Source organism: Streptomyces sp. NRRL F-5122, assembly GCF_001507435.1.
GTDB classification, from domain to species: Bacteria; Actinomycetota; Actinomycetes; order Streptomycetales; family Streptomycetaceae; genus Streptomyces; species Streptomyces lannensis.
In genome coordinates this window covers 125,732-146,478 of the sequence record NZ_LMWH01000116.1, presented here as the reverse complement: position 1 = coordinate 146,478, position 20,747 = coordinate 125,732, and the positions used below count along the sequence as shown (strand labels likewise).

Genomic DNA, 20,747 nt, shown 5'->3' with positions numbered 1-20,747 from the left:
CAACAGATGCGCTCAGCCCTTGACCGCCGCCCGCGCCGCGTCCCGGTAGCGCCTCGGCGCGACGCCCACCGTGCGCTTGAAGGCGTTGCTGAAGGCGCTCTCCGAGGTGTAGCCCACGGACTGGGCGAGCGCCGCGACCGGTGTCTCCTCCTCACGCAGGGCGCGCGCCGCCAGGGTCATACGCCAGTTGAGGAGGTACGTCAGCGGCGGGACGCCCGCGGCGTCCTTGAAGCGCAGGGCGAACGCGGTCCGCGACATGGCCGCCTCCCTGGCGAGCTCCTCCAGCTGCCAGGGGCGTGAGGGATCTCCGTGCATCAGCCGCAGCGCCGGGCCGAGGCGCTCGTCGGCGAGGGCCCGCAGCCAGCCGGCGGGAAGGACCTCGGCATCGGCGAGACAGACCCGCAGAACCTGGACGAAGAGCAACTGGGCGAGCTGGTCGGACGCGAACGCGCTGCCGGCCCGGCCCGTCGTCATCTCCCCCACCAGCTGTCCGATCAGCCAGCCCAGCACCGGGGCCTCGACCTCGGCGGCCCGTACGTGGATCAGCTCCGGCAGGGCCCGGCGCAGCAGGTCGCCACCGTCCCGGCTCAGGTCGATGTGGCCGGAGACGCACATGAACTCCTCGCCGCCGCCCAGGTGGGCCATGCGATCGCCCGGGTCCATGTGCACCTCGCCCGAGTCCAGCGGCTCGGTCCCCGGGGCGCTGCACAGCACGTACGAACGCCTGCCGTCGGAGACGACGACATCCCCCGCCTCCAGCGCGAGGGACTGCCCGCCATCCTCGCGGACGAGAAGGCAGCGTCCCCTCACGACCACGTTGACCTTGAGCTTGTCCCGCCCCCGGAGCCTGATGGCCCAGTCGCCACCGGCCGTGAAACCACCGGAGAAGACACTGCGGGCGTCGGCGACGGCGAGGGCGTCGGACAGGGGATCGGCGCGCATGAGTGAACTATCGCGCAAGTAATCCGTACTCTCAAGCATTCATCGTACGAATCGCGCGACCTACGGTGGTCCGGACAGCCCGCTGACCCGAGCGATGCGAGGAGATACCCACCATGTCCACCACCCCCCAGCGGCCCCTGCCCTCCGGCTTCGGCGCCGCCTCCACCGCCGACGACGTGATCAAGGGCATCGATCTGACCGGCAAGGTCGCGATCGTCACCGGCGGCTACTCCGGCATCGGCCTGGAGACCGCCCGCGTGCTGCGTGCCGCGGGCGCCGACGTCGTCGTGCCCGCCCGTGACATCGAGCGGGCCCGAGCCGCCCTGAAGGGCGTCGACGGGGCCGAGGTCGAGCCGATGGACCTGCTGGATCCGGCCTCCGTGGACGCCTTCGCCGAGACGTTCCTGGGTTCCGGCCGCCCCCTGCACATTCTGGTGAACAGCGCCGGCATCATGGCGACGCCGCTGCACCGGGACGCGCGCGGCTACGAGGGCCAGTTCGCCACCAACCACCTCGGGCACTTCCAGCTCGTGTCCCGCCTGTGGCCCGCGCTGGTGGCGGCCGGCGGAGCGCGGGTGGTCGCGGTCTCCTCCCGCGGGTTCCGCTTCTCCCCCGTCGTCTTCGAGGACCTGCACTTCGAGCACCGGACGTACGAGCCCTTCGGCGCCTACGGCCAGTCGAAGACCGCGAACGCCCTCTTCGCCGTCGAACTGGACCGGCGCGGGCGTGCTGAGGGTGTGCGCGCCTTCTCCGTGCACCCGGGCATGATCATCGACACCGGTCTCGCCAAGCACATCCCCGCGGAGACGATCCGGGCGGCCGGTGCGGTGGACGAGCAGGGCCGCCCGGTACGCGACCCCTCCCGCCAGCTCAAGACGATCGCGCAGGGAGCCGCCACCGGTGTCTGGTGCGCCACCAGCCCGCAGCTGGACGGGCTGGGCGGCGTCTACTGCGAGAACTGCGACATCAGCCCGCTGGTGCCGGAGGCGGAGGAGGCCGCCTGGCGGGCCGGGACGGAGACCGCCGGTGTCCTCGGGTACGCGGTCGACCCGGAGGCGGCCACCCACCTGTGGCAGGTCAGCGAACGGCTCACGGCCTGATCGCTCGCCGGTCTCGCCGCCTCCTGTCCGGGTGCCGCGCGCCCTACTTCTTGAGGATCGCCTCGATCCGCGCCAGCTCGTCGGCGTCGAAGTCGAGGTTGCGGGTGGCCGCGACGCTGTCCTCCAGCTGCTGGGGGCTGCTCGCGCCGACCAGGGCCGAGGTCACCCGGCCCTCGCGCAGCACCCAGGCCAGAGCCAGCTGGGCCAGCGACTGGCCGCGGGACCCGGCGATGTCGTCGAGGGCGCGCAGCCGGCCCACCAGGTCCTCGGTGACCGACTCGGAGGTCAGGAACGGGCTGTCGCTCGCGGCCCGGGAACCCTCCGGGATGCCGTCGAGGTAGCGGGCGGTCAACAGGCCCTGCTCGAGCGGTGAGTAGGCGATGGACCCGACCTGGAGCTCGTCCAGGGCGTCCAGCAGCCCTTCGTCCTCCGGGCGCCGGTCGAGCATCGAGTAGCGCGGCTGATGGATCAGCAGCGGGGTGCCCAGTTCGCCAAGGATACGGGCGGCCTCACGCGTCTGGTCCGCCGAGTAGTTGGAGACACCGACGTACAGCGCCTTGCCCTGCTGGACCGCCGAGTGCAGGGCGCCCATCGTCTCCTCGAGCGGGGTCTGCGGGTCGGGGCGGTGCGAGTAGAAGACGTCGACGTAGTCCAGGCCCATCCGCTTCAGGCTCTGGTCCAGCGACGACAGCAGGTACTTGCGGGAGCCCCATTCGCCGTACGGGCCCGGCCACATCAGGTAGCCGGCCTTGGTCGAGATGACCAGTTCGTCACGGTAGGACGCGAAGTCCGACCGCAGGGCGTCGCCGAGGGCGGACTCGGCGGCACCGGGCGGCGGGCCGTAGTTGTTGGCCAGGTCGAAGTGCGTGACACCGAGGTCGAAGGCGCGGCGCAGGATCTGCCGCTGGGTCTCCGCCGGGCGGTCGGGGCCGAAGTTGTGCCACAGGCCGAGGGACAGCGCGGGCAGCATCAGACCGCTGCGTCCGGTGCGACGGTAGGGCATGGCCTGGTAGCGGTCGGGGGCTGCCGTGTACAACGTGCACTCCAGGTGGGATCGGCTGACGACGCGGTCCACTTTCACCCGCCCCTCCGGCAGCGGTCCAACAGAGGAATCCGATGGGATTGAGCATCTACACTTCTCAATCATGGAACTGCGCCATCTCCAGCACTTCGTCGCCGTCGCCGAGGACCGGCACTTCACCCGGGCGGCGGAACGCCTGATGGTCTCCCAGTCGGGCCTGTCCGCCTCGGTGCGCGCCCTCGAGCGGGAGCTCCAGGCACCGCTCTTCGTCCGCACCACCCGCAGCGTCACGCTCACGGAGGCGGGCCGCGCCCTGCTGGTGGAGGCGGAGCGGATCCTGTCCCAGGTGCGCGCCGCCCGGGAGGCCGTCGCCGCCGTCCAGGGGGTGCTGCGCGGCACCCTGTCGCTGGGCACCGAGCAGTGCATCGCCGGGGTGGACGTGGCCCGGCTGCTCGCCGCATTCCGGCGCCGCCACCCCGACGTGGAGATCCGGCTGCGCCAGGCCGGCTCCGGCGCCCTGGCCGAGGAGGTCGCGGCGGGCCGGCTGGATCTCGCGTTCGCCGTGCGCACTCAGGAGGACAGCGACCAGCTGCGCTCCCTCCCGCTCACGAGCGAGCCGATGACCGTACTGTGCCATCCGTCGCACCCGCTGGCCGACGGCGGCCCGGTGAGCCCCGAGGACCTAGGCGGGGAGGCGTTCGTCGACTTCCACCCCGACTGGGGGCCGCGCCGCACGACCGACATGGCATTCGCGGAGGCGGGGGTTCAGCGGACGGTGACGCTCGAGGTCAGCGATGTGCACAGCCTGCTCGAGCTGGTCCACGAAGGACTCGGTGTCGCCGTGGTACCGCGTCACTTCGGGCAGAAGCGGGAGGCGTCCACCCTCGTGTCGCTCCCGGTCAAGAGCGACGCGCTGTACGAGACCGTCGCCGCGCTGCCGCCCCACGAGGCGACCAGCCCGGCTGCCCGGGCACTGATGGGTCTGCTCGCGGCGGAGACGGAGGACGGCATCCACGAGGACTGACGGTGATGATGGCCGTGGCTCCGCCCGACGGCCCGACGCCATGCCTCCCGATGCGCGATGGTGGACCCATGCATGCGAAGGACATCCTCATCGACGCCTACAGCCGCATCCAGGAAGAAGTCCATGCCGCGGTCGACGGGCTGGGGCCTGACGAGCTCAACGCCCGTCCCGTCGAGGACGCCAACTCGATCGCGTGGCTCGTCTGGCACCTGACCCGGGTGCAGGACGACCACGTCGCCGACGCCGCCTCCCTCGACCAGGTCTGGCTCTCACAGGGCTGGGAGAAGCGCTTCGGCCTCGGTCTCCCCCGCCAGGACACGGGGTACGGGCACAGCCCGCAGCAGATCGCCCGCGTCCAGGTGGAATCGGGCGACCTGCTCACCGGCTACTACGACGCCGTGCACGAGCAGTCGCTCGGGTTCGTGCGGGGGCTGACCGCCAAGGACTTCGAGCGCATCGTGGACGAGCGCTGGGATCCGCCGGTCAGCCTGGGCGTGCGGCTGGTCAGTGTCCTGTCCGACGATCTTCAGCACGCCGGACAGGCCGCCTACGTCCGCGGGCTGCTTCAGAGCGCGGCCTCGTAGCCGGGCAGGATCACGTCCCGGATCAGGGCGTTGCGCTCGTCGAACGGGATGAACGCGCTCTTGACCGCGTTCACCGTCACCGTGCGCAGATCCTGGACCGTCCAGCCCGCCTCCTCGACCAGCAGGGACATCTCACGGGTCATCGTGGTGCCGGAGACCAGCCGGTTGTCGGTGTTGAGGGTGACCCGGAAGCCCAGGTCCTTCAGCGCCGTGATCGGATGCCCGGCGATCGAGGAGGCGGCACCCGTCTGGAGGTTGGAGGTCGGGCACATCTCCAGCGCGATACGGCGGTCCCGCACCCAGCCCGCGAGCCGGCCGAGCTTGCCGTCGACGATGTCCTCGGTGATGCGCACGCCGTGCCCGATGCGCTGGGCGCCGCAGACCTGCAGGGCCTGGTGGATGCTCGGCAGGCCGTACGCCTCGCCCGCGTGGATGGTGAAGGGCACGCTCTCGCGGCGCAGGTGCTCGAAGGCGCCGAGGTGGTCGGCGGGCGGGAAGCCGTCCTCGGCCCCGGCGATGTCGAAGCCGACCACACCCGCGTCGCGGAAGGCCACCGCGAGGTCCGCGATCTCGCGGCTGCGGTCGAACATGCGCATGCCGCACAGCAGCGTGCCGACGCGGACCGGGGTGCCGGCGGCGGCCGCCTTCGCCCTGCCGGCGGCGAGTCCCTCCTGCACCGTCTCGACCACCTCGGGCAGGGTGAGGCCGCCCTTGAGCATCAGTTCGGGGGCGTACCGGACCTCGCCGTACACGACTCCGTCCTCGGCCAGGTCGAGGACGTACTCCTCCGCGGTGCGCAGCAGGCCCTCGCGGGTCTGCATGACCGCGAGGGTGTGCTCGAAGGTGGCTATGTACCGCACCAGGTCACCGGAGTTGGCGGCCTCGTAGTACCAGTCGGCGAGTTCCCGCGGGTCGTTGGCGGGCAGGGTGTGGCCGACCTCGTCCGCCAGTTCCACGAGGGTGGCGGGGCGAAGACCTCCGTCGAGGTGGTCGTGCAGAACGGCCTTGGGGAGGCGGCGGAGGGTGGCGGTGTCGATGTGCGCGGCGGTCATGTGCGGTGGATCCTCGGCAGATGGGTCTCGTCGGTGGGTCATTCGGCGGGCTGGAGCAGGTCCCAGCGGTTGCCGTACAGGTCCTGGAAAACGGCGACGCTGCCGTACGGCTCGTGCCGCGGCTCCTCCAGGAAGGTCACGCCTGCCGCGGTCATCCGGGCATGGTCCCGGGCGAAGTCGTCGGTGTGCAGGAAGAAGCCCACGCGCCCGCCGGTCTGATCGCCGACCCGGCCGCGCTGCGCCTCGTTCTTGGCCCGGGCGAGCAGCAGCCCGCTGCCCTGGGCCGCGGCGCCGGGTTCGACGACGACCCACCGGGAGCCGTCCGGCCGCGGCTCGTCGGCCGTGAGCCGGAACCCGAGGGCCTCGGTATAGAAGCGGATCGCCTCGTCGTAGTCGTCGACGACGAGGGTGACCAGGGCGATGCGTCTCATCGGACCTTCCGGGGAGGGGGTTATACGTAACACGTAGCGTACGGCATCACGTCCGGTGCCGCCCGGCACGGTGCGCACGGGACCACCGGCAGCGCGGCGACCCGCTGCGGCACGGGTCCGGTGCTCGCGGCGGGCACGAAGGAGGGGCGCTCCCCGGCGCAGGCCCGCGCGACGTGCGGCTCGGCCGATGGCGCGGGCGGTCAGCCAGCGGTCCCCCCACCACCTCGGCGGCGACCTCGGCGGCCGCGCGTTCGGCAGCGAGCCGGACGGCCGGCGCCATGGGACGCAGGCCGGGTGGCAGTGCGCGGCGACCTCGGCGCCCGCGGGGAAGCGGTGGTCCCGGCCCCCGTTGTGGGCCCGCTCGTGGGCGAAGAGCGCTTCCCGCTGCTCCGGGTCGAGGGCACGGAGCACTCCGGTGGTCACGACGATGCGGTCCGCCCGGCCGGGCAGGGCGTGGGCGTCCGGTCCCGGCGAGTCGATGACACAGAGGTCGCGGCGGTGGCGCGGCGGTCCGCCTCGGCGGTGGCGGCACGGAACACGCGGGTCTGACGCCGCGCGGCCCCGCCCAGGGTCCAGGCGCACAGGACGAACGCGGCCGTCGAGAACACGGCGGCGGGCACGACGAACACGTCCGACCCGGCGTGCAGCGGACGCACCGGCTCGCCGAGCGCGGCGAACAGCGGCAGCCGGAGCGGCCCCGCCAGTACGAGGGCGCCGAGCGCGGTCAGCGAACAGACCGCGAGGACGAGCGCCGAGCCGGTCACCACCCACAGGGCGGCGGTGAAGGGAGCCGGCCGAGGGCCCGGCGCGCGAGCGGGGACACGGCGAACGGCACGACGAGCGGCAGGAGCAGGAAGAAGGTCAGGTCTCGTCGGACTCCAGCAGATCCCGGAGGACGCGCTCGTCCTCCTCGCTCAGCCGGGCCACGAATCGGGCCAGCACCGTGTGCCGGTCGGTGTCCCGGTCCAGTTCGGTGTGCATCCGCCGGGCGGTGAGGCCATGGGCGTCCTGGACGGGGAAATACGCGTAGCCACGGCCCTGGCGCCGGCGGTCGACGACACCCTTGTCGTGCAGCCGGGACAGGATCGTCGTCACCGTGGTGCGGGCGAGTCCTTCGCCCAGGCTCAGCTGGACCTGGCCGGGGGTCTGGGGGACGTCCGCGGCCCAGAGGGCGGCCATGACGCTCGCTTCCAGCTCGCCCGCCGCGCGACGCTCGTCCTTCGCTTCGGTCATGGATCCTTCCTCATCCCACCGGCCGTCCCTGTCGACTGTCCGCAGGGATGCAGTCCACACGAATCCGGTCGTACCGGGTCGCGCATCCATTATGAAAGGGCCGCCGCGGCGCTCGGTCCTCGGTCCTTGGACGGATTGCGGGGGACATGGGGCGGGCCTAGCGTGGAGAGATGTCCGACCTCGACACCGGGTCCGGTGCCGGTTCGGCGTACTGTGACGCCGGCGCCGCGCTTGCGGTGGTCGGCCCGTCGGGAACGGTGACTCGGTGGACGGACGCCGCGCGGGAACTGCTCGGCTATCGGGCGCAGGAGGTTCTGGGGCGGTCCGCGGGGTCGCTGCTGGCGTCGCCCCACGAGGTCAGGTACGGGTTCCGGCGTGAGTGGTCGGGGCGCGTGGCGCTGCGCCGTCGTGACGGGCGGACGGTGGACCTGCGTCTGAAGGTGTGCGCTCTGCCGGGCCAGGACGGGGCCGTGGACTGGCTGGTCTCGGTGATCGGGCCGGAAGCGGCCCGCGCGATGTCGGTCGCGGAGAACTGTCCCTTCCCCATGGCCGTCTGGGATTCGGAGCTGCGCATGGCGTGGCTGAACCGGGCGCTCGCCGAGGCCTATGGAGGTTCCCCCGAGGAGCGGCTCGGCCGCGTGCTGGAGCATTCGCCGCTGTACGCGGACACCGACGCCGTGAGGGCGGCTCTGCAGGAGGTACTGGACAGCGGTGAGCCGGTGATCGGCCGCGAACTGGACCAGCTGGACCGCCGCTGGCGGCGCACCTACGCGCTCTCGGTGTTCCCGGTTGAGGACGCGCGCGACGGCAGACCGGGGGTGTGCTCGCTAAACGTGGATGTCACCAACTCACGGCGCGCACGGGAGAGGATCACGCTGCTGAGCAGGGCGGGCACCCGCATCGGCACCACCCTGGACATCATGCAGACCGCGCAGGACCTGGCGGACGTCATGGTGCCGGTGCTCGCCGACTACGCGAGCATCGACCTCCTGGACGCGGCCGAACTGAGCGAGCGGCCCCTGGCCCGGCTGGGCGCGGCGGGCGACGGCCGCATCCCGGCGTTCCACCGCTGTGGCGTGGCCTCGATCCACGAGGGTGTACCGGAGTCTCTCTGGTCACGCGGCGATCCGGTGTTCGTCCCCCCGAACTCCCCCTTCATGGACGTGCTGTCCTCCGGGCGCTCCTATCTGGAGCCCGTCCTGGACGCCTCCCCCGGCTCCTGGCTCGACCACGACCCGCGACGGCGCGAGCGGGTCGTCACCATGGGGATGCACAGCCTGCTGATCCTGCCGCTCCACGCCCGCGGCGAGATCCTGGGGGTCACGGTGCTCGTCCGTACGGAGAATCTGGTGCCGTTCGACGAGAACGACCGCCTGGTCGCCGAAGAACTGGTCAGCCGGGCGGCGCTGAGTCTGGACAACGCCCGCCGCTACGCCCGCGAGCACACCGCGGCCCTGGCGCTGCAGCGCGACCTGCTGCCCAGCCATCCGAGCGGTGGGAGCGCCGTCGACGTGGTGTGGCGCTACCTGCCGTCCGACCAGCGGGGCGGTGTCGGCGGCGACTGGTTCGACGTGATCCCGCTGTCGAGCGCCCGGGTCGCCCTGGTGGTCGGCGACGTCGTCGGCCACGGCATCAACGCCGCGGCGACCATGGGCCGGATCCGCACCGCGACGATGACGCTCGCCGCGCTGGACATGCCCCCCGCCGAGGTACTGGCCAACCTCGACGACCTGCTCGCCCGGCTCGGGGCCGACAACGTGGATTCGAAGGCCATGCCTCCCGTGATCATGGGTGCCACCTGTCTGTACGTCGTCTACGACCCCATCGGCCGACGGTGCACCGCCGCACGGGCCGGGCATCCGCCCCCCGCCCTCGTCGACCGCTCGGGCGCCGTCATGCTGCTCGACGTCCCCCCGGGGGCACCGCTCGGGGTGGGCACTCGTACGTTCGAAACCGTGGAGTACGAGTTGAGCGAGGGAAGCACACTCGTCCTCTACACCGACGGTCTCGTCGAGACCCATGACCACGACATCGACTTCGGGCTGGACCGTCTGTGCCGGGCTCTGGGCGAGCGCCCCGGGGCACCGCTCGAGGACCTGTGTGCGGCGGCCGTCGCGACCATCCCGGCCGGAGAGCAGTCCGACGACGTCGCGGTGCTCCTGGCGCGGCCCCGCTCGCTGGATCCGGACCAGGTCAGGGAATGGGAGACGGCCGCCGACGCCGCGGCCGTCGGCGGTCTGCGCGCCGCGGCCGTGCGGACCCTGATGGAGTGGGGGCTGGAACGGCTCGTCCCCGCCGGTGAGCAGATCGTCGGCGAACTGCTCGCCAACGCCGTGCTCCACGCGGCCGGCCCGGTACGGCTGCGCCTGATCCGGGACCAGGTGCTGGTGTGCGAAGTCCTCGACCACAGCCTCAACGTCCTGCGAGCGGGCAATGCCGGACCGACCGACGAGGGAGGCCGGGGGGTGGCGATCGTCGCCGCGCTCGCCTCCCGTTTCGGTTCGCGCTGGACGCCGAACGGCAAGTGCGTCTGGGCCGAACTGCCGCTGCCCCCCTGACCCGAGGGCAGCGGCGACGGGGCGCAGCGGCCCCGGGCGCACGATCAAGCAGGCCTCGATGACGGGGCCGCACCCGATCGCCGCAACGGACTACCGCCCCTGCAGACGCACGGTGTTCAGGCGCTTCATCTCGTCGTCCGTGAGCCGCAGCGCGCCGGCCGCGACGTTCTCCACGAGGTGGTCGAGGCTGCCCGTGCCCGGGATGGCCAGGACATGGGGGCCCTGCTGAAGCGTCCACGCCAGCCTGATCTGCGCCGGTGTGGCGCCGTGCGCCCGGGCGACGGTCCGGACCTCGTCGAGCTCCTCGCCGGCCGGCCCGCGCGCACCGCCCTGCCCGGCCACCGCGAAGAACGGGACGAACGCGATGCCCTGTTCACCGCACAGCCGCAGCAGTTCGTCCGCGTCCGGATCGGGGGCGTGGAGACCGTACTGGTTCTGTACGCACACCACCGGTGCGATGGCCTGCGCCTCGGCGAGTTGGCGGGGCTCGACACCCGAGATGCCGAGGTGCCGGATCAGACCCGCCTCGCGTAGTTCGGCGAGCGCGCCGAAGTGTTCGGCGATCGAGTCCCACCCCTCCATCCAGCGAAGGTTGACCACGTCCAGGTGGTCCCTGCCGAGTTGCCGCAGGTTCTCCTCGACATGCCCGCGCAACCGGTCCGGGCGGGCCGGGGTGCCCCAGTCACCCGAGTAGTCGCGGTAGGGACCGACCTTCGTGACGATGACCAGGTCGTCGGCGTAGGGCGCGAGGGCACTGTTGATCAGCTCGTTCGCCGAACGCAGCGACGAGAAGTAGAAGGCGGCCGTGTCGATGTGGTTGACGCCGAGCTTGACCGCCCTGCGCAGCACGGCGATCGACTGCGCGCGGTCGCTCGGCGTGCCGAGGTGGAAGGCGGCACTGCCCGTCAGCCGCATCGCGCCGAAACCGATACGGCTGACGGGCAGATCGCCCAGGGTCCAGGTGCCCGCGGCGTCCGCGGAGATCGTCCGTGAGGTCATGGGTGGATCATGCACACACTCCACGGACCCGCGCATCCGGTTCGAGGGGCGCTCTACGGATAGGTGTACGTGTTCAGCGTGTTCACCGCCGAGGCCGGGTTGCCGAGGTCGTAGTGGTCGACGGCGAGGTAGTTGGGCTTCTTCCGGGCCGCCGGCCCGCAGAACCGCCGGGCGCGGTCGGCGAGTTTGGTGTTGTCGGTCTGCGCCGTGGACGCGATCGCCACGTCCCGGAAGTGGTTCATGACGAACAGCGGACGGAAACCGGGTTCGGTGCGGGTCAGCGGGATCACCGTGTTCGCGTCGTACCAGCGGCTGTAGCAGGACCAGTCGGATGAGCCGATGCCCGGGCCCATCGACCAGTAGTTCTCCACCGTCCAGTCCTTCTGGTACATCACGCCGAAGCTGTCGCGGGTGAGTCCCGCGGCCTCGTCCGAGGCACGACTGTGATCGGTGAGGATCAGCAGCCGGGCGTTCGCCGCGATCAGATCGGCCATCTTCGGCCAGCCGTTCTGCCGCACCCCGGTGCGATCCGGCCGGTAGAGGACGTCCGACAGCCCGTTCACCCTGGCCAGTTCGCTGCGCAGGACGCCCGGATCGACGTAGTCCTCCAGGAACACGGTGACGAACTGATCGGGGTGCGTCCCGAGGAAGTCCACGATGCGCTGGACGTCCACCCAGAGGGCGACCGGCCGGCTGACCAGGGTGCAGCTGTTGTGACAGAGGATCGCCCCGTCCGGGGTCTGATGGATGTCCAGCATAAATCCCCGGACACCGTCGTCGAGTTGCCGGCTGATGCCCCGGGTCTGATTGGGCACCAGGTTCACGAAGGGCGGCGCGAATCCGCCGTCGACTCCGTTGGCGTAGGCGTTGTGCGCGGTGAGGAACGTGACCTGGTCGAGGGTGCGCCGGTCGGGGGACGGCATGGGGCCGGTGGGCGAGTCGACCGGGGTGAGGTACCAGGTGGCGAGGCCGCCCGAGGTGCCGACGGTCAACTGGGCCGGGTAGTTGGACCCTGAGGGTCTGGCTCCCACGGTCAGATGGCGCTCGGTACCCGGCGCCTTCAGGGTGTACTGGTCATCGCCCGCGGGCGCGATGTCCCACGCCGCGTCGGCGCTCGTGCAGGAGACGGTGCGGGCCTGGTCGCCGGAGCGGCCGAGACAGCTGCCCTGGGTGTCGGCGCTTTCGAGGACGTACGAGGACCCGCTGCCTCTCAGATTCCATTGCTGATGGTCCTCGTTGCCCTCGGGGTTGTGCTGTTCCACGGCTCCGCCGTTGTCGGCCGCGTTGAGTCCCGTGGTGGCGCTCTGGACGTAATAGGTCCCTGCGGCGGGGACGGCTGCGTCCGCATGGGAGGGGGGAACCACGGCCGCGGCCACCAGTGCGGCGGTCGCGGCGAACAGGGCGTGGGGGGTTCGCATGACGTTGCCCTTCGCTCGACATTGGTCATGCGCATGACACCATGCCGAACGGTCGGGCGTCAGCAGCCGAGGTTGCCGATCGGTGAAACTCCGTCGAGCCGAGCACGGCCGCCCCCTGACGGGGGCGGGCAACAGAGCCTGGCGCACACGCCGTTGGGGGCGGCCGCGGTGGGGGGTTGCGCGGATTCACTCAACACCATTGGTCTGTACCAGTCAAGGGTGTGTACCGGCCATGGCTCGGGCCGGGCCGGCCGCGGACGGGCCGCCCTTCCAGGGCTCGGTCACACCTGCGGTCCTCCCACGAGCTCCCCCAGCCGCCGCTCCAGAAAGACCCGTTCCGCCGTGCCGTCCGCGTGCGCGAGAGCCGTCTCGTAGGCCTTCACCGCCTCGACCCGGCGTCCGAGGCGCCGCAGCAGGTCGGCGCGGACGGCGTGGAACACGTGGTACCCGTCCAGGTCCAGCGCGTCCACCAGGTCGAGGGCCTCCCCGGGACCTCGCACCTCGGCCACGGCGACGGCACGGTTCAGGGCGACGACCGGGCTCGGAGCGAGGGCCATCAGATGGTCGTACAGCCTGAGGATCTGACTCCAGTCCGTTGCCCGCGCGGTGGCAGCGTCGCTGTGCACGGCGTTGATGGCGGCCTGGATCTGGTACGGACCCGGCCGGCCCCGGCGCAGACACCGGCGTACGAGTTCCTGCCCCTCACCGATCAGATCGCGGTCCCAGCGGGTGCGGTCCTGCTCCGGCAGCGGCACCGGTTCGCCGCCCTCGCCCACGCGGGCCGGCCGGCGCGACTCGACGAGCAGCATCAGCGCGAGCAGGCCGGTGACCTCGGGCTCGTCGGGCATCAACTCGGCGAGCAGCCGCCCGAGACGTACGGCTTCGGTGCACAGATCGGCGGAACCCGTGTACCCCTCGTTGAAGATCAGGTACACCACGGCCAGCACGCCACCGAGCCGGTCGGGCAGGTCGGCGTCGCGGGGCACGCGGTAGGGGATCCCCGCGTCGCGGATCTTCGCCTTCGCGCGGACCAGCCGCTGGGCCAGTGTCGGTTCCGGCACCAGGAAGGCGCGGGCGATCCGCGCCGTGGAGAGCCCGCCGAGCAGGCGGAGCGTCAGCGCGACCCGTGCCTGGAGGGACAGCGCCGGGTGGCAGCAGGTGAAGATCAGTCGGAGTCTGTCGTCGCGCACGGGCCCCTCCTCGGCCGGTGTGTCGGGCGCGAACAGCCGCGCGGCCTCGGCATGGCGGGCGTCCCGGGAGGACTCCCGGCGCAACCGGTCGATCGCGCGGTTGCGCGCCGTGGTGATGATCCAGCCGGCGGGGCTCGGCGGTACACCGGTCTGCGGCCAGTTCCGAAGGGCCGTGGCGAAGGCGTCCTGGACCGCTTCCTCGGCGAGGTCGATGTCGCCGAGGAAGCGGACGAGGACGGAGACCGCGCGACCGTACTCGGCACGGAAGACGGTCTCGACGTCGACGGCCCCGGTCATCAGTCCTCGGCCGGATGCAGGAACGGGCGCACCTCGATGGGCAGGGTGGTGGCCCGGGTCGCCTTCCGGCCCCATTCCAGAGCCGCGTCCAGGTCGGGTGCCTTGATCAGGCACAGTCCGCCGAGGTACTCCTTGCCCTCGGCGTAGGGCCCGTCGGTGATCAGCACGTCCTCGTCCTCGGGCCGCAGCACGGTGGCCGTCTCCGGACCGTGCAGTCCTCCGGCGAAGACCCAGGCGCCGGCCGCGCGCAGTTCGTCGTGGAAGGTCTCGACATTGCGCATGATCTCGGCCAGGGCCTCGGCCGAGGGCGGGGTGCCCTCACTCGGCTGGATCACACTCAGCAGGTAGTACTTCATGACGTCCTCCTCGGTGCCGTCGGGGTGCTCTCACCTCCTACACGAACGGCGGGGCCCCGGATCGACACCTCACCCGGCGACACCGGGAGAATCTTCCCCATGAGCACCCCGGCACATCCTCTCGTTGCCCGCGCCCGCCGGCTCGCGCAGGACCTGCTCGCACCCGAGGCCGAGCGTGTCGATCAGGGGTGGGTGCCCGCAAGCCATCTCGAGGCGATCAGGCGGTCGGGGCTGCTCGGGCTGAACGCGCCCGTCGAGTACGGCGGTTCGGCCGCGCCCGCCGCGGTGGCGCGGGAGGTCGCGGAGATCCTGGCGGGAGCCTGCTGCTCGACGTGGTTCGTCCAGACGCAGCACCACACGCCCGTGCAGACGCTGGTGAACGGCGATCTGCCGGTGCGGGAGCGCCTGCTGGGCCCGCTGGCCCGAGGCGAACTGCTCTCCGGAGTGGCGTACGCGCACCTGCGGTCGTATCCGCGAACCCCGGTACGGGTGACCCGGGAGCGGGGCGGCCACCGGTTCGCGGGCACGGTGCCCTGGTACACGGGCTGGGGTCTGAACGACGTCATGTTGCTCGCGGGGGTCTGCGATGCCGGAGAGGTGGTCTTCGCGTTCGTCGAGGCCCGCGAGCAACCGGGACTGCGCGCGTCGCAACCACTGCGGCTCGCCGCGCTCACGGCCGCGCGCACGGTGTCGCTGGAACTCGACGGGCTGTGGGTCCCCGATGAGGCGGTGGCCCTCCGGGCGCCCCGTGGCCGGTGGGCGGCGACCGACCGTCGCAAGACCCTGCACGCCTCACCGGCGGTGTTCGGCGTCGCGGAAGCGGCGCTCGGCCTGCTGGACGAGGACATCGCCGGGCCCCTGCGGGCCCGGCTCGCCGAGGTGCGCCGGGCCGCCTATGCGCTGGCCGACGCTCCGGTTCCGCAGGAGGAGCCGACGGATCGGCCGACCCTCAGGACACAGGCGTACGAGGTGATGCGCGCGGCCACGACCGCGGCGGTGGTCGCCGGCGGAGGCCGGGCGATGCTGCTCACCGGCAAGGCCCAGCGGCTGGCGCGGGAGGCGATGTTCCTTCTGGTGCAGGGCCAGACCGAGGAGTCGCGCCGGGCGCATCTGAACAGCCTGGCGGCGTCCGTGGCCCCGGCACACGGCCCGTCCACCGGGAGGGCCGCCACCTCGGCGTGACGGGGAGTCCGCAATGTCCCGCATTCGCGGTGCACTCCGGGGGCCGTACCGTGTGGACGACCCGGTCGGCCGATACGGCGGCCCTACGGCCTGCGCCACGCGGCGTGCGGGCCCGAACGGGGCACCGCTCACCGTCGTCGGACGCGACGGTGCCACGGCCCGCCCGGGGCCCTCCGCTCAGTCCTCGTCGCGTCCCGGGACGACCACGAGGTAGACGTCCGACATGATGTCCATGATGACCTTCGCCGGCTCTCCTTCGGCACGTCGTCGCGCCGCGTACTCCTCCGCCGGCCATGATCCGCGCGGGGCTCCCGCGGGAAAGCGCTCCAGTACCTTCGCCCCCATAGCGGCAGACACCTCCCACCTCGATCGTCGACTCGAAACGTCGAGTCCGTGTCCTTCCGCCTGCCCCCGGTCGACGCGATCATGTCGCACCCGGGTGGATCGGCCCGCTGCCGCATCCGGATCGGCCCCCCGAGGGGAAGTGATCGTTGCAGGACAACCGACACGGAGGACCGAGAGCCGATGAACGACGACGGGACGGGCCCGGGTCTGCACTGCCTGGTGACCGGTGCCACGGGATACATCGGCGGCAGGCTCGTACCGGAACTGCTCGCCGCGGGCCATCGGGTGCGCTGCCTCGCGCGCTCTCCGGACAGGCTGCGCGACCAGCCCTGGGCGGGTGACGTCGACGTGGCCGCCGCCGACGTCACCCGGGCCGACTCGGTCGCCGAGGCCATGCGCGACATCGACGTGGCCTACTACCTGGTGCACGCCCTCGGTTCGGGCGCCGACTTCGAGGAGACCGACCGCAGGGCGGCCCGGATCTTCGGGGAGCAGGCCCGGGACGCGGGTGTGCGGCGCATCGTCTATCTCGGCGCTCTCACCCCCGTGGGGGTGCCCGAACGCGAGCTGTCCCCCCATCTGCGCTCCCGGTCCGAGGTCGGTCGCATCCTGCTGAACTCAGGTGTCCCCACCACCGTGCTGCGGGCCGCCGTCATCATCGGCTCCGGTTCGGCCTCGTTCGAGATGCTGCGCTACCTGACGGAGCGGCTGCCCGTGATGGTCACCCCGAGGTGGGTGCGCACCCGGATCCAGCCCATCGCCGTACGGGACGTCCTGCGTCTGCTCGTCGGCAGCGCACGGATGCCGGACGACGTCAACCGTGCCTTCGACATCGGCGGACCCGACGTGCTGACGTACCGGGACATGATGATCGGCTACGCGGAGGTCGCGGGCCTTCCCCACCGGGTCGTCCTCCCCGTCCCGGTGCTCACCCCCCGTCTGTCCAGTCTCTGGGTCGGTCTGGTCACCCCCGTGCCCACCTCGATCGCCCGCCCACTCACCGAGTCGCTGCGCCACGAGGTCGTCTGCCACGAGAACGACATCGCGCGGTACGTCCCCGCCCCGACGGGACACCCGATCGGATTCGACGAGGCGGTGCGGCTCGCCCTGCAACGGGTACGCGACGCCAAGGTCACGACCCGCTGGTCGTCCGCCTCGCTGCCCGGCGCCCCCAGCGATCCGCTGCCCACGGACCCCGACTGGGCGGGCGGCAGCCTCTACACGGACCGGCGCGAGCTGACGGTCGACGCCTCGCGCGAGGCGCTGTGGCGCGTGATCGAGGGCATCGGCGGGGACAACGGCTGGTACTCCTTCCCACTCGCCTGGGCGGTACGGGGCTGGCTCGACCGGCTGGTCGGCGGGGTCGGTCTGCGCCGAGGCCGCCGTGACGCACAACGGCTGCGGGTGGGCGACTCGCTGGACTTCTGGCGGGTCGAGGAGATCGAACCGGGCCATCTGCTGCGGCTGCGGGCGGAGATGCGGCTTCCGGGCCTCGCCTGGCTGGAGATGTACGCCGAGCGGGACGACGACGGCCGGACCCGGTACCGCCAGCGCGCCCTGTTCCATCCGCACGGTCTGCTCGGCCAGGCCTACTGGTGGAGCGTCTCCCCCTTCCACGCCGTCGTGTTCGGCGGCATGGCCCGCAACATCGCCCGCGCCGCCGCCCGCACCCCGCTGGTCCGGGCGGACAAGCGCACCCCCGCCCGCTGACCCGTGTCCACGGGGCCGCCCGCCCGGAAGCACGAACCGCCCCTCGCGTCCCCGGAGTTCGCGTCATGAACGTCTCGGTCGTCCTATTCACCTCCGATCTGCGGCTGCACGACCAGCCGCCCCTGCGGGCCGCCCTCGACGGCTCCGGTGAGGTGGTACCGCTGTTCGTGGTCGACCGGGCCGTGGCCGCCGCCGGTTTCGCCGCCCCGAACCGGCTGGCGTTCCTCGCCGACTGCCTCCGGGATCTCGACACGGGTCTGCGGGAGCGTGGCGGCCGTCTTGTCGTCCGCTCGGGAGACGTCGTCGAGGAGGTGTGCCGGGTGGTGTGCGAGGCGGACGCCGACGAGGTGCACATGGCGGCCGACGTCAGTGCCTACGCCCGACTGCGCGAGGGGCGGCTGCGGCGGGCCCTCGAGGGTGAGGGGCGCCGGCTGCATGTGCACGACACCGTGACCACCGCCGTGCCGCCGGGCGGGCTGACACCGGCGTCCTCGGACCACTACGCCGTCTTCACCCCCTACTTCCTGCAGTGGTCGCGGCAGCCGCTGCGCGACGCCCTGGGCGCGCCGCGCACCGTACGGGTGCCGGACCCGATCGGGTCCGAGGAGCTCCCCTCACGCCGCGGGCTGCCGGGTCTCTCGCCGGGGCTGGCCCCCGGCGGTGAGGCGGCGGGCAGGAGGCGGCTCACTGCCTGGCTGCGCGACGGTGTCGCCGCCTACGAGGACCGCCACGACGATCTGGCGGGCGACGCCACCTCGCGCCTCTCGCCGCATCTGCACTTCGGCACGCTCTCGCCCGTCGAACTCGTCCATCGGGCCCGGCGCAAGGGCGGCGCCGGCGCGGACGCCTTCGTGCGGCAGCTCGCCTGGCGCGACTTCCACCGTCAGGTCCTGGCGGCGCGGCCCGATGCGGCGGACAGCGACTACCGCACGAAGCAGGACCGCTGGCGGTCCGGGCGAGCCGCACGGAAGGACATCGAGGCATGGCGGGAGGGTCGGACCGGCTACCCGGTCGTCGACGCGGCGATGCGGCAGCTGATGTACGAGGGCTGGATGCACAACCGCGGCCGGCTGCTGACCGCGAGCTTCCTCACCAAGACCCTGTACATCGACTGGCGCGTGGGCGCCCGCCACTTCCTCGAGCTGCTGGTGGACGGCGACCTCGCCAACAACCAGCTGAACTGGCAGTGGGTGGCCGGTACCGGCACGGACACGCGGCCCAACCGCGTTCTCAATCCCGTCGCCCAGGCCAGGCGTCACGACCCGGACGGCGCGTACGTACGTCGCTGGGTGCCCGAACTCGCCGGGATCGAGGGGCCGGCGGTGCACGAGCCGTGGAAACTGTCCGCCCCGGAGCGTGCCGCCTGCGCGAGCTATCCGGACCCGGTCGTCGACCTCTCGGAAGGTCTGGCCCGGTTCAGACGGGCCCGGGGCGGCGAATGAGCGGGTCGTGCCCGGACCGCTCGCAGTCACCGCCCGGGCGATGCCGGGGCGAGATCCCTGTATCCGGCGGTGAGCGCGGCCAGGGCTTCGCGCAGCCCGGGCGGCCGGAACATGCCCGGCGTCGCGCGTCCCGCCCATCCGGGACCGCCCAGCACGACCGTCGGCCGTCGGCGTGCGCCCTTCACTCCCCACTCCGCGGCGGCCACGTGCCGGGCCAGCGGCAGGCTCGCCGTGGAGCGCGCCTGGGCCCACAGCACCACGGCCGCGGGCCCCAGTCGCCGCACCGCCACGGTGAGGGCCTCCGCCGGCACCGCCGCGCCGAACATCCGTACGGGCACGCCCCGTTCGCCCAGCGCGGCATTGAGTGCCTCCAGCGGCAGCGTGTGCTCCTCACCCGGCACACAGGCGAGGACGACCGGCCCGGCGCCGTCGTGCGCCACGGGCGTGGGCGTACAGCGCCTGAGCGTGGTGGAGACATGCCAGGACAGCAGATGCTCGACCTCGACGTAGCGGTCGCCCGACGACGCCCATCTCCGTCCGACGGTGTGCAGGGCCGGCACCATGACCTCCTGCCAGGCGACGGCGAGGCCGTAGCGATCGACGGCGCAGGTCAGCCGCTCGTCCACGGCCGCGGCATCCAGCCGCACGGCGGCACGGGACAGACCCCGGCACTCCTGGTGCAGGTCGCCGGACACGGGCTCACGCTCGGGCGCGGGAGTGCGCGGCACACTCCCGGTCCGCGGCGATGCACCGGGCACAGAGGGGCCGCCCATCGGTTGCAGCACGGTCCGGGCCGCCTCGGCGGGCGGAACGCCTGCGGAGGTGAGCCGGCACATGGTCTCCAGCATCGCCACATCGCGCGGCGTCCAGCGCCGATGACGCCCGTCGGGCCGCACCGCGGGCCCGAGCCCGTATCTGCGGTCCCACGAGCGCAGCGTCGTAGGCGACACTCCGAGGTGACGGGCGACCGCGCCCGTCGTCAGCGCCGCCTTTGCCGACTCCGGAAGCCCGGGTCCCTCGTCGCCGCTCCGGACACCGGAGGACTCGTCCATGCGCCGACTATACGACGCAGAATCGATGCACGTTGTGACCGTCGACGGCGACCGCGGACGATGAACAGCACACCGGGGCGTGTCGGCACGCCCCGGTGACCGGCCCACCGGACCGTCCGCCGCGGTCCGGCCGCCCCGTCGGGGAGCAGGGCGGATGCCGCCCCATGTGAGGAGCCGCCGTCATGCCCGTACTGCGACACCCCGGCCCCGGCCTTCCCCCGCCGCTCGCCGACGACGAGCTGGCCCGGGGGCTGGGGGAGGGCGACGAGGCCTGTCTGACCGAGGCCTATCGACGCTGGTCGCCGATGGTCCACGCGCTGGCGTGGCGTTGTCTGGGCGACGCGAGGGAGGCCGAGGACGTCACCCAGCAGGTCTTCCTCGGTGTGTGGCGCGGCCGGCGCGGCTATCGGCCCGATCGCGGTGCGCTCCCCGGATGGATCACGGGCATCGCCCGGCGCAAGATCGCCGACGCCCTGTCCGCCCGGACACGCCGCGGCGAGCTGGTCTCGTCGGCCGCCTCGCGCCTCGGCCCGCCCGACTCCCCGGGAGCGCAGCCCGAGACCCTTCTCGACCGGGTGGTGGTCCGCCGCGAACTCGCCCGGCTCCCCGCCGCGCAACGGCAGGTGCTGTGCCTGGCGTACTACGAGGACCTGACCCAGGCCCAGATCGCCGCGCGCACCGGCTGGCCCCTGGGCACGGTCAAGAGCCACGCCCGCAGGGGACTGCGCCGGCTGCGCAGCTGTCTCCAACAGGAGACCGCCCCCTGAACGGGGGCGCGCCGTTCACGCACCCCGTACGGGTCATTCGCTGC

General features: G+C 72.4%; 19 protein-coding genes and 1 pseudogene. 8 read left to right on the top strand and 12 right to left on the bottom strand.

Annotation, left to right across the window (positions count from 1 at the left end; translation table 11 throughout):
• Nucleotides 1-12 precede the first annotated feature (12 nt).
• On the bottom strand, nt 13-942 hold the full coding sequence (locus ADL25_RS13730; protein ID WP_059127981.1) for an AraC family transcriptional regulator: 930 nt from the start codon (nt 940-942) through the stop codon (nt 13-15).
• A 113-nt stretch (nt 943-1,055) separates the two neighbouring features.
• On the opposite strand from ADL25_RS13730, the gene ADL25_RS13725 reads away from it, so the two are divergent.
• Nucleotides 1,056-2,042, top strand: coding sequence for an oxidoreductase (locus tag ADL25_RS13725; protein WP_059127980.1), 987 nt, complete (start codon nt 1,056-1,058; stop codon nt 2,040-2,042).
• A gap of 43 nt (nt 2,043-2,085) precedes the next feature.
• On the opposite strand, the gene mgrA is transcribed toward ADL25_RS13725, so the two are convergent.
• Nucleotides 2,086-3,078, bottom strand: coding sequence for an L-glyceraldehyde 3-phosphate reductase (mgrA, locus tag ADL25_RS13720; protein WP_059128187.1), 993 nt, complete (start codon nt 3,076-3,078; stop codon nt 2,086-2,088).
• Between the two features lie 109 nt (nt 3,079-3,187).
• Here mgrA and ADL25_RS13715 point away from each other — a divergent pair, with 109 nt between their 5' ends.
• Together ADL25_RS13715 and ADL25_RS13710 are read left to right on the top strand one after the other, a co-directional pair.
• The gene (locus tag ADL25_RS13715; RefSeq protein ID WP_059127979.1) at nt 3,188-4,087 is read left to right on the top strand and encodes a LysR family transcriptional regulator; all 900 of its coding nucleotides are present in this window, start codon (nt 3,188-3,190) and stop codon (nt 4,085-4,087) included.
• A 68-nt stretch (nt 4,088-4,155) separates the two neighbouring features.
• Nucleotides 4,156-4,671: a mycothiol transferase gene (locus tag ADL25_RS13710; RefSeq protein ID WP_059127978.1), complete on the top strand. Its 516-nt coding sequence runs from the start codon at nt 4,156-4,158 to the stop codon at nt 4,669-4,671.
• Here ADL25_RS13710 and ADL25_RS13705 read toward each other — a convergent pair.
• From ADL25_RS13705 to ADL25_RS13690, 4 genes and pseudogenes are all read right to left on the bottom strand, one after another.
• Complete coding sequence (locus ADL25_RS13705) at nt 4,653-5,723, bottom strand: adenosine deaminase (protein ID WP_059127977.1); 1,071 nt, start codon at nt 5,721-5,723, stop codon at nt 4,653-4,655. The two genes, ADL25_RS13710 and ADL25_RS13705, sit on opposite strands and share 19 nt — an antisense overlap.
• Nucleotides 5,724-5,761: 38 nt before the next feature.
• A complete protein-coding gene (locus ADL25_RS13700) occupies nt 5,762-6,154 on the bottom strand; it encodes a VOC family protein (protein ID WP_059127976.1) in 393 nt (130 codons plus the stop codon).
• Between the two features lie 387 nt (nt 6,155-6,541).
• Nucleotides 6,542-6,736, bottom strand: a pseudogene (locus tag ADL25_RS51840) (hypothetical protein); the annotation flags it as partial.
• Nucleotides 6,737-7,015: 279 nt separating this feature from the next.
• Nucleotides 7,016-7,387 carry a BlaI/MecI/CopY family transcriptional regulator gene (locus ADL25_RS13690; protein ID WP_059127974.1) on the bottom strand — a complete coding sequence of 124 codons (372 nt, stop codon included), beginning with the start codon at nt 7,385-7,387 and terminating at the stop codon, nt 7,016-7,018.
• Nucleotides 7,388-7,557: 170 nt separating this feature from the next.
• Between ADL25_RS13690 and ADL25_RS13685 the strand changes: the two genes are divergently transcribed.
• Nucleotides 7,558-9,945, top strand: a complete 2,388-nt coding sequence (locus tag ADL25_RS13685) for a SpoIIE family protein phosphatase (protein ID WP_059127973.1) — start codon at nt 7,558-7,560, stop codon at nt 9,943-9,945.
• A gap of 90 nt (nt 9,946-10,035) precedes the next feature.
• Here the strand turns inward: ADL25_RS13685 and ADL25_RS13680 are convergent, their stop codons facing one another.
• The 4 genes from ADL25_RS13680 to ADL25_RS13665 form a co-directional block, all read right to left on the bottom strand.
• Nucleotides 10,036-10,944, bottom strand: a complete 909-nt coding sequence (locus ADL25_RS13680; protein ID WP_059127972.1) for an oxidoreductase — start codon at nt 10,942-10,944, stop codon at nt 10,036-10,038.
• Between the two features lie 53 nt (nt 10,945-10,997).
• On the bottom strand, nt 10,998-12,362 hold the full coding sequence (locus tag ADL25_RS13675) for an RICIN domain-containing protein (RefSeq protein WP_059127971.1): 1,365 nt from the start codon (nt 12,360-12,362) through the stop codon (nt 10,998-11,000).
• 281 nt (nt 12,363-12,643) lie between these two features.
• Nucleotides 12,644-13,849 carry an RNA polymerase sigma factor gene (locus ADL25_RS13670; protein ID WP_059127970.1) on the bottom strand — a complete coding sequence of 402 codons (1,206 nt, stop codon included), beginning with the start codon at nt 13,847-13,849 and terminating at the stop codon, nt 12,644-12,646.
• Nucleotides 13,849-14,205 carry a YciI family protein gene (locus ADL25_RS13665; protein WP_059127969.1) on the bottom strand — a complete coding sequence of 119 codons (357 nt, stop codon included), beginning with the start codon at nt 14,203-14,205 and terminating at the stop codon, nt 13,849-13,851. Before ADL25_RS13665 ends, ADL25_RS13670 begins: the two co-directional genes overlap by 1 nt.
• Before the next feature lie 99 nt (nt 14,206-14,304).
• On the opposite strand from ADL25_RS13665, the gene ADL25_RS13660 reads away from it, so the two are divergent.
• Nucleotides 14,305-15,387, top strand: a complete 1,083-nt coding sequence (locus tag ADL25_RS13660; protein ID WP_059127968.1) for an acyl-CoA dehydrogenase family protein — start codon at nt 14,305-14,307, stop codon at nt 15,385-15,387.
• Between the two features lie 177 nt (nt 15,388-15,564).
• Here ADL25_RS13660 and ADL25_RS49730 read toward each other — a convergent pair whose 3' ends face one another.
• On the bottom strand, nt 15,565-15,732 hold the full coding sequence (locus ADL25_RS49730) for a hypothetical protein (protein ID WP_181923224.1): 168 nt from the start codon (nt 15,730-15,732) through the stop codon (nt 15,565-15,567).
• Between the two features lie 180 nt (nt 15,733-15,912).
• Here ADL25_RS49730 and ADL25_RS13655 point away from each other — a divergent pair, with 180 nt between their 5' ends.
• Complete coding sequence (locus ADL25_RS13655) at nt 15,913-17,442, top strand: SDR family oxidoreductase (protein ID WP_059127967.1); 1,530 nt, start codon at nt 15,913-15,915, stop codon at nt 17,440-17,442.
• 65 nt (nt 17,443-17,507) lie between these two features.
• Complete coding sequence (locus tag ADL25_RS13650; protein ID WP_059127966.1) at nt 17,508-18,884, top strand: cryptochrome/photolyase family protein; 1,377 nt, start codon at nt 17,508-17,510, stop codon at nt 18,882-18,884.
• Nucleotides 18,885-18,910: 26 nt separating this feature from the next.
• Here ADL25_RS13650 and ADL25_RS13645 read toward each other — a convergent pair whose 3' ends face one another.
• A complete protein-coding gene (locus ADL25_RS13645; protein ID WP_059127965.1) occupies nt 18,911-19,936 on the bottom strand; it encodes a MerR family transcriptional regulator in 1,026 nt (341 codons plus the stop codon).
• A gap of 182 nt (nt 19,937-20,118) precedes the next feature.
• On the opposite strand from ADL25_RS13645, the gene ADL25_RS13640 reads away from it, so the two are divergent.
• A complete protein-coding gene (locus ADL25_RS13640) occupies nt 20,119-20,703 on the top strand; it encodes an RNA polymerase sigma factor (RefSeq protein WP_059127964.1) in 585 nt (194 codons plus the stop codon).
• The last annotated feature ends 44 nt before the right edge of the window (nt 20,704-20,747 follow it).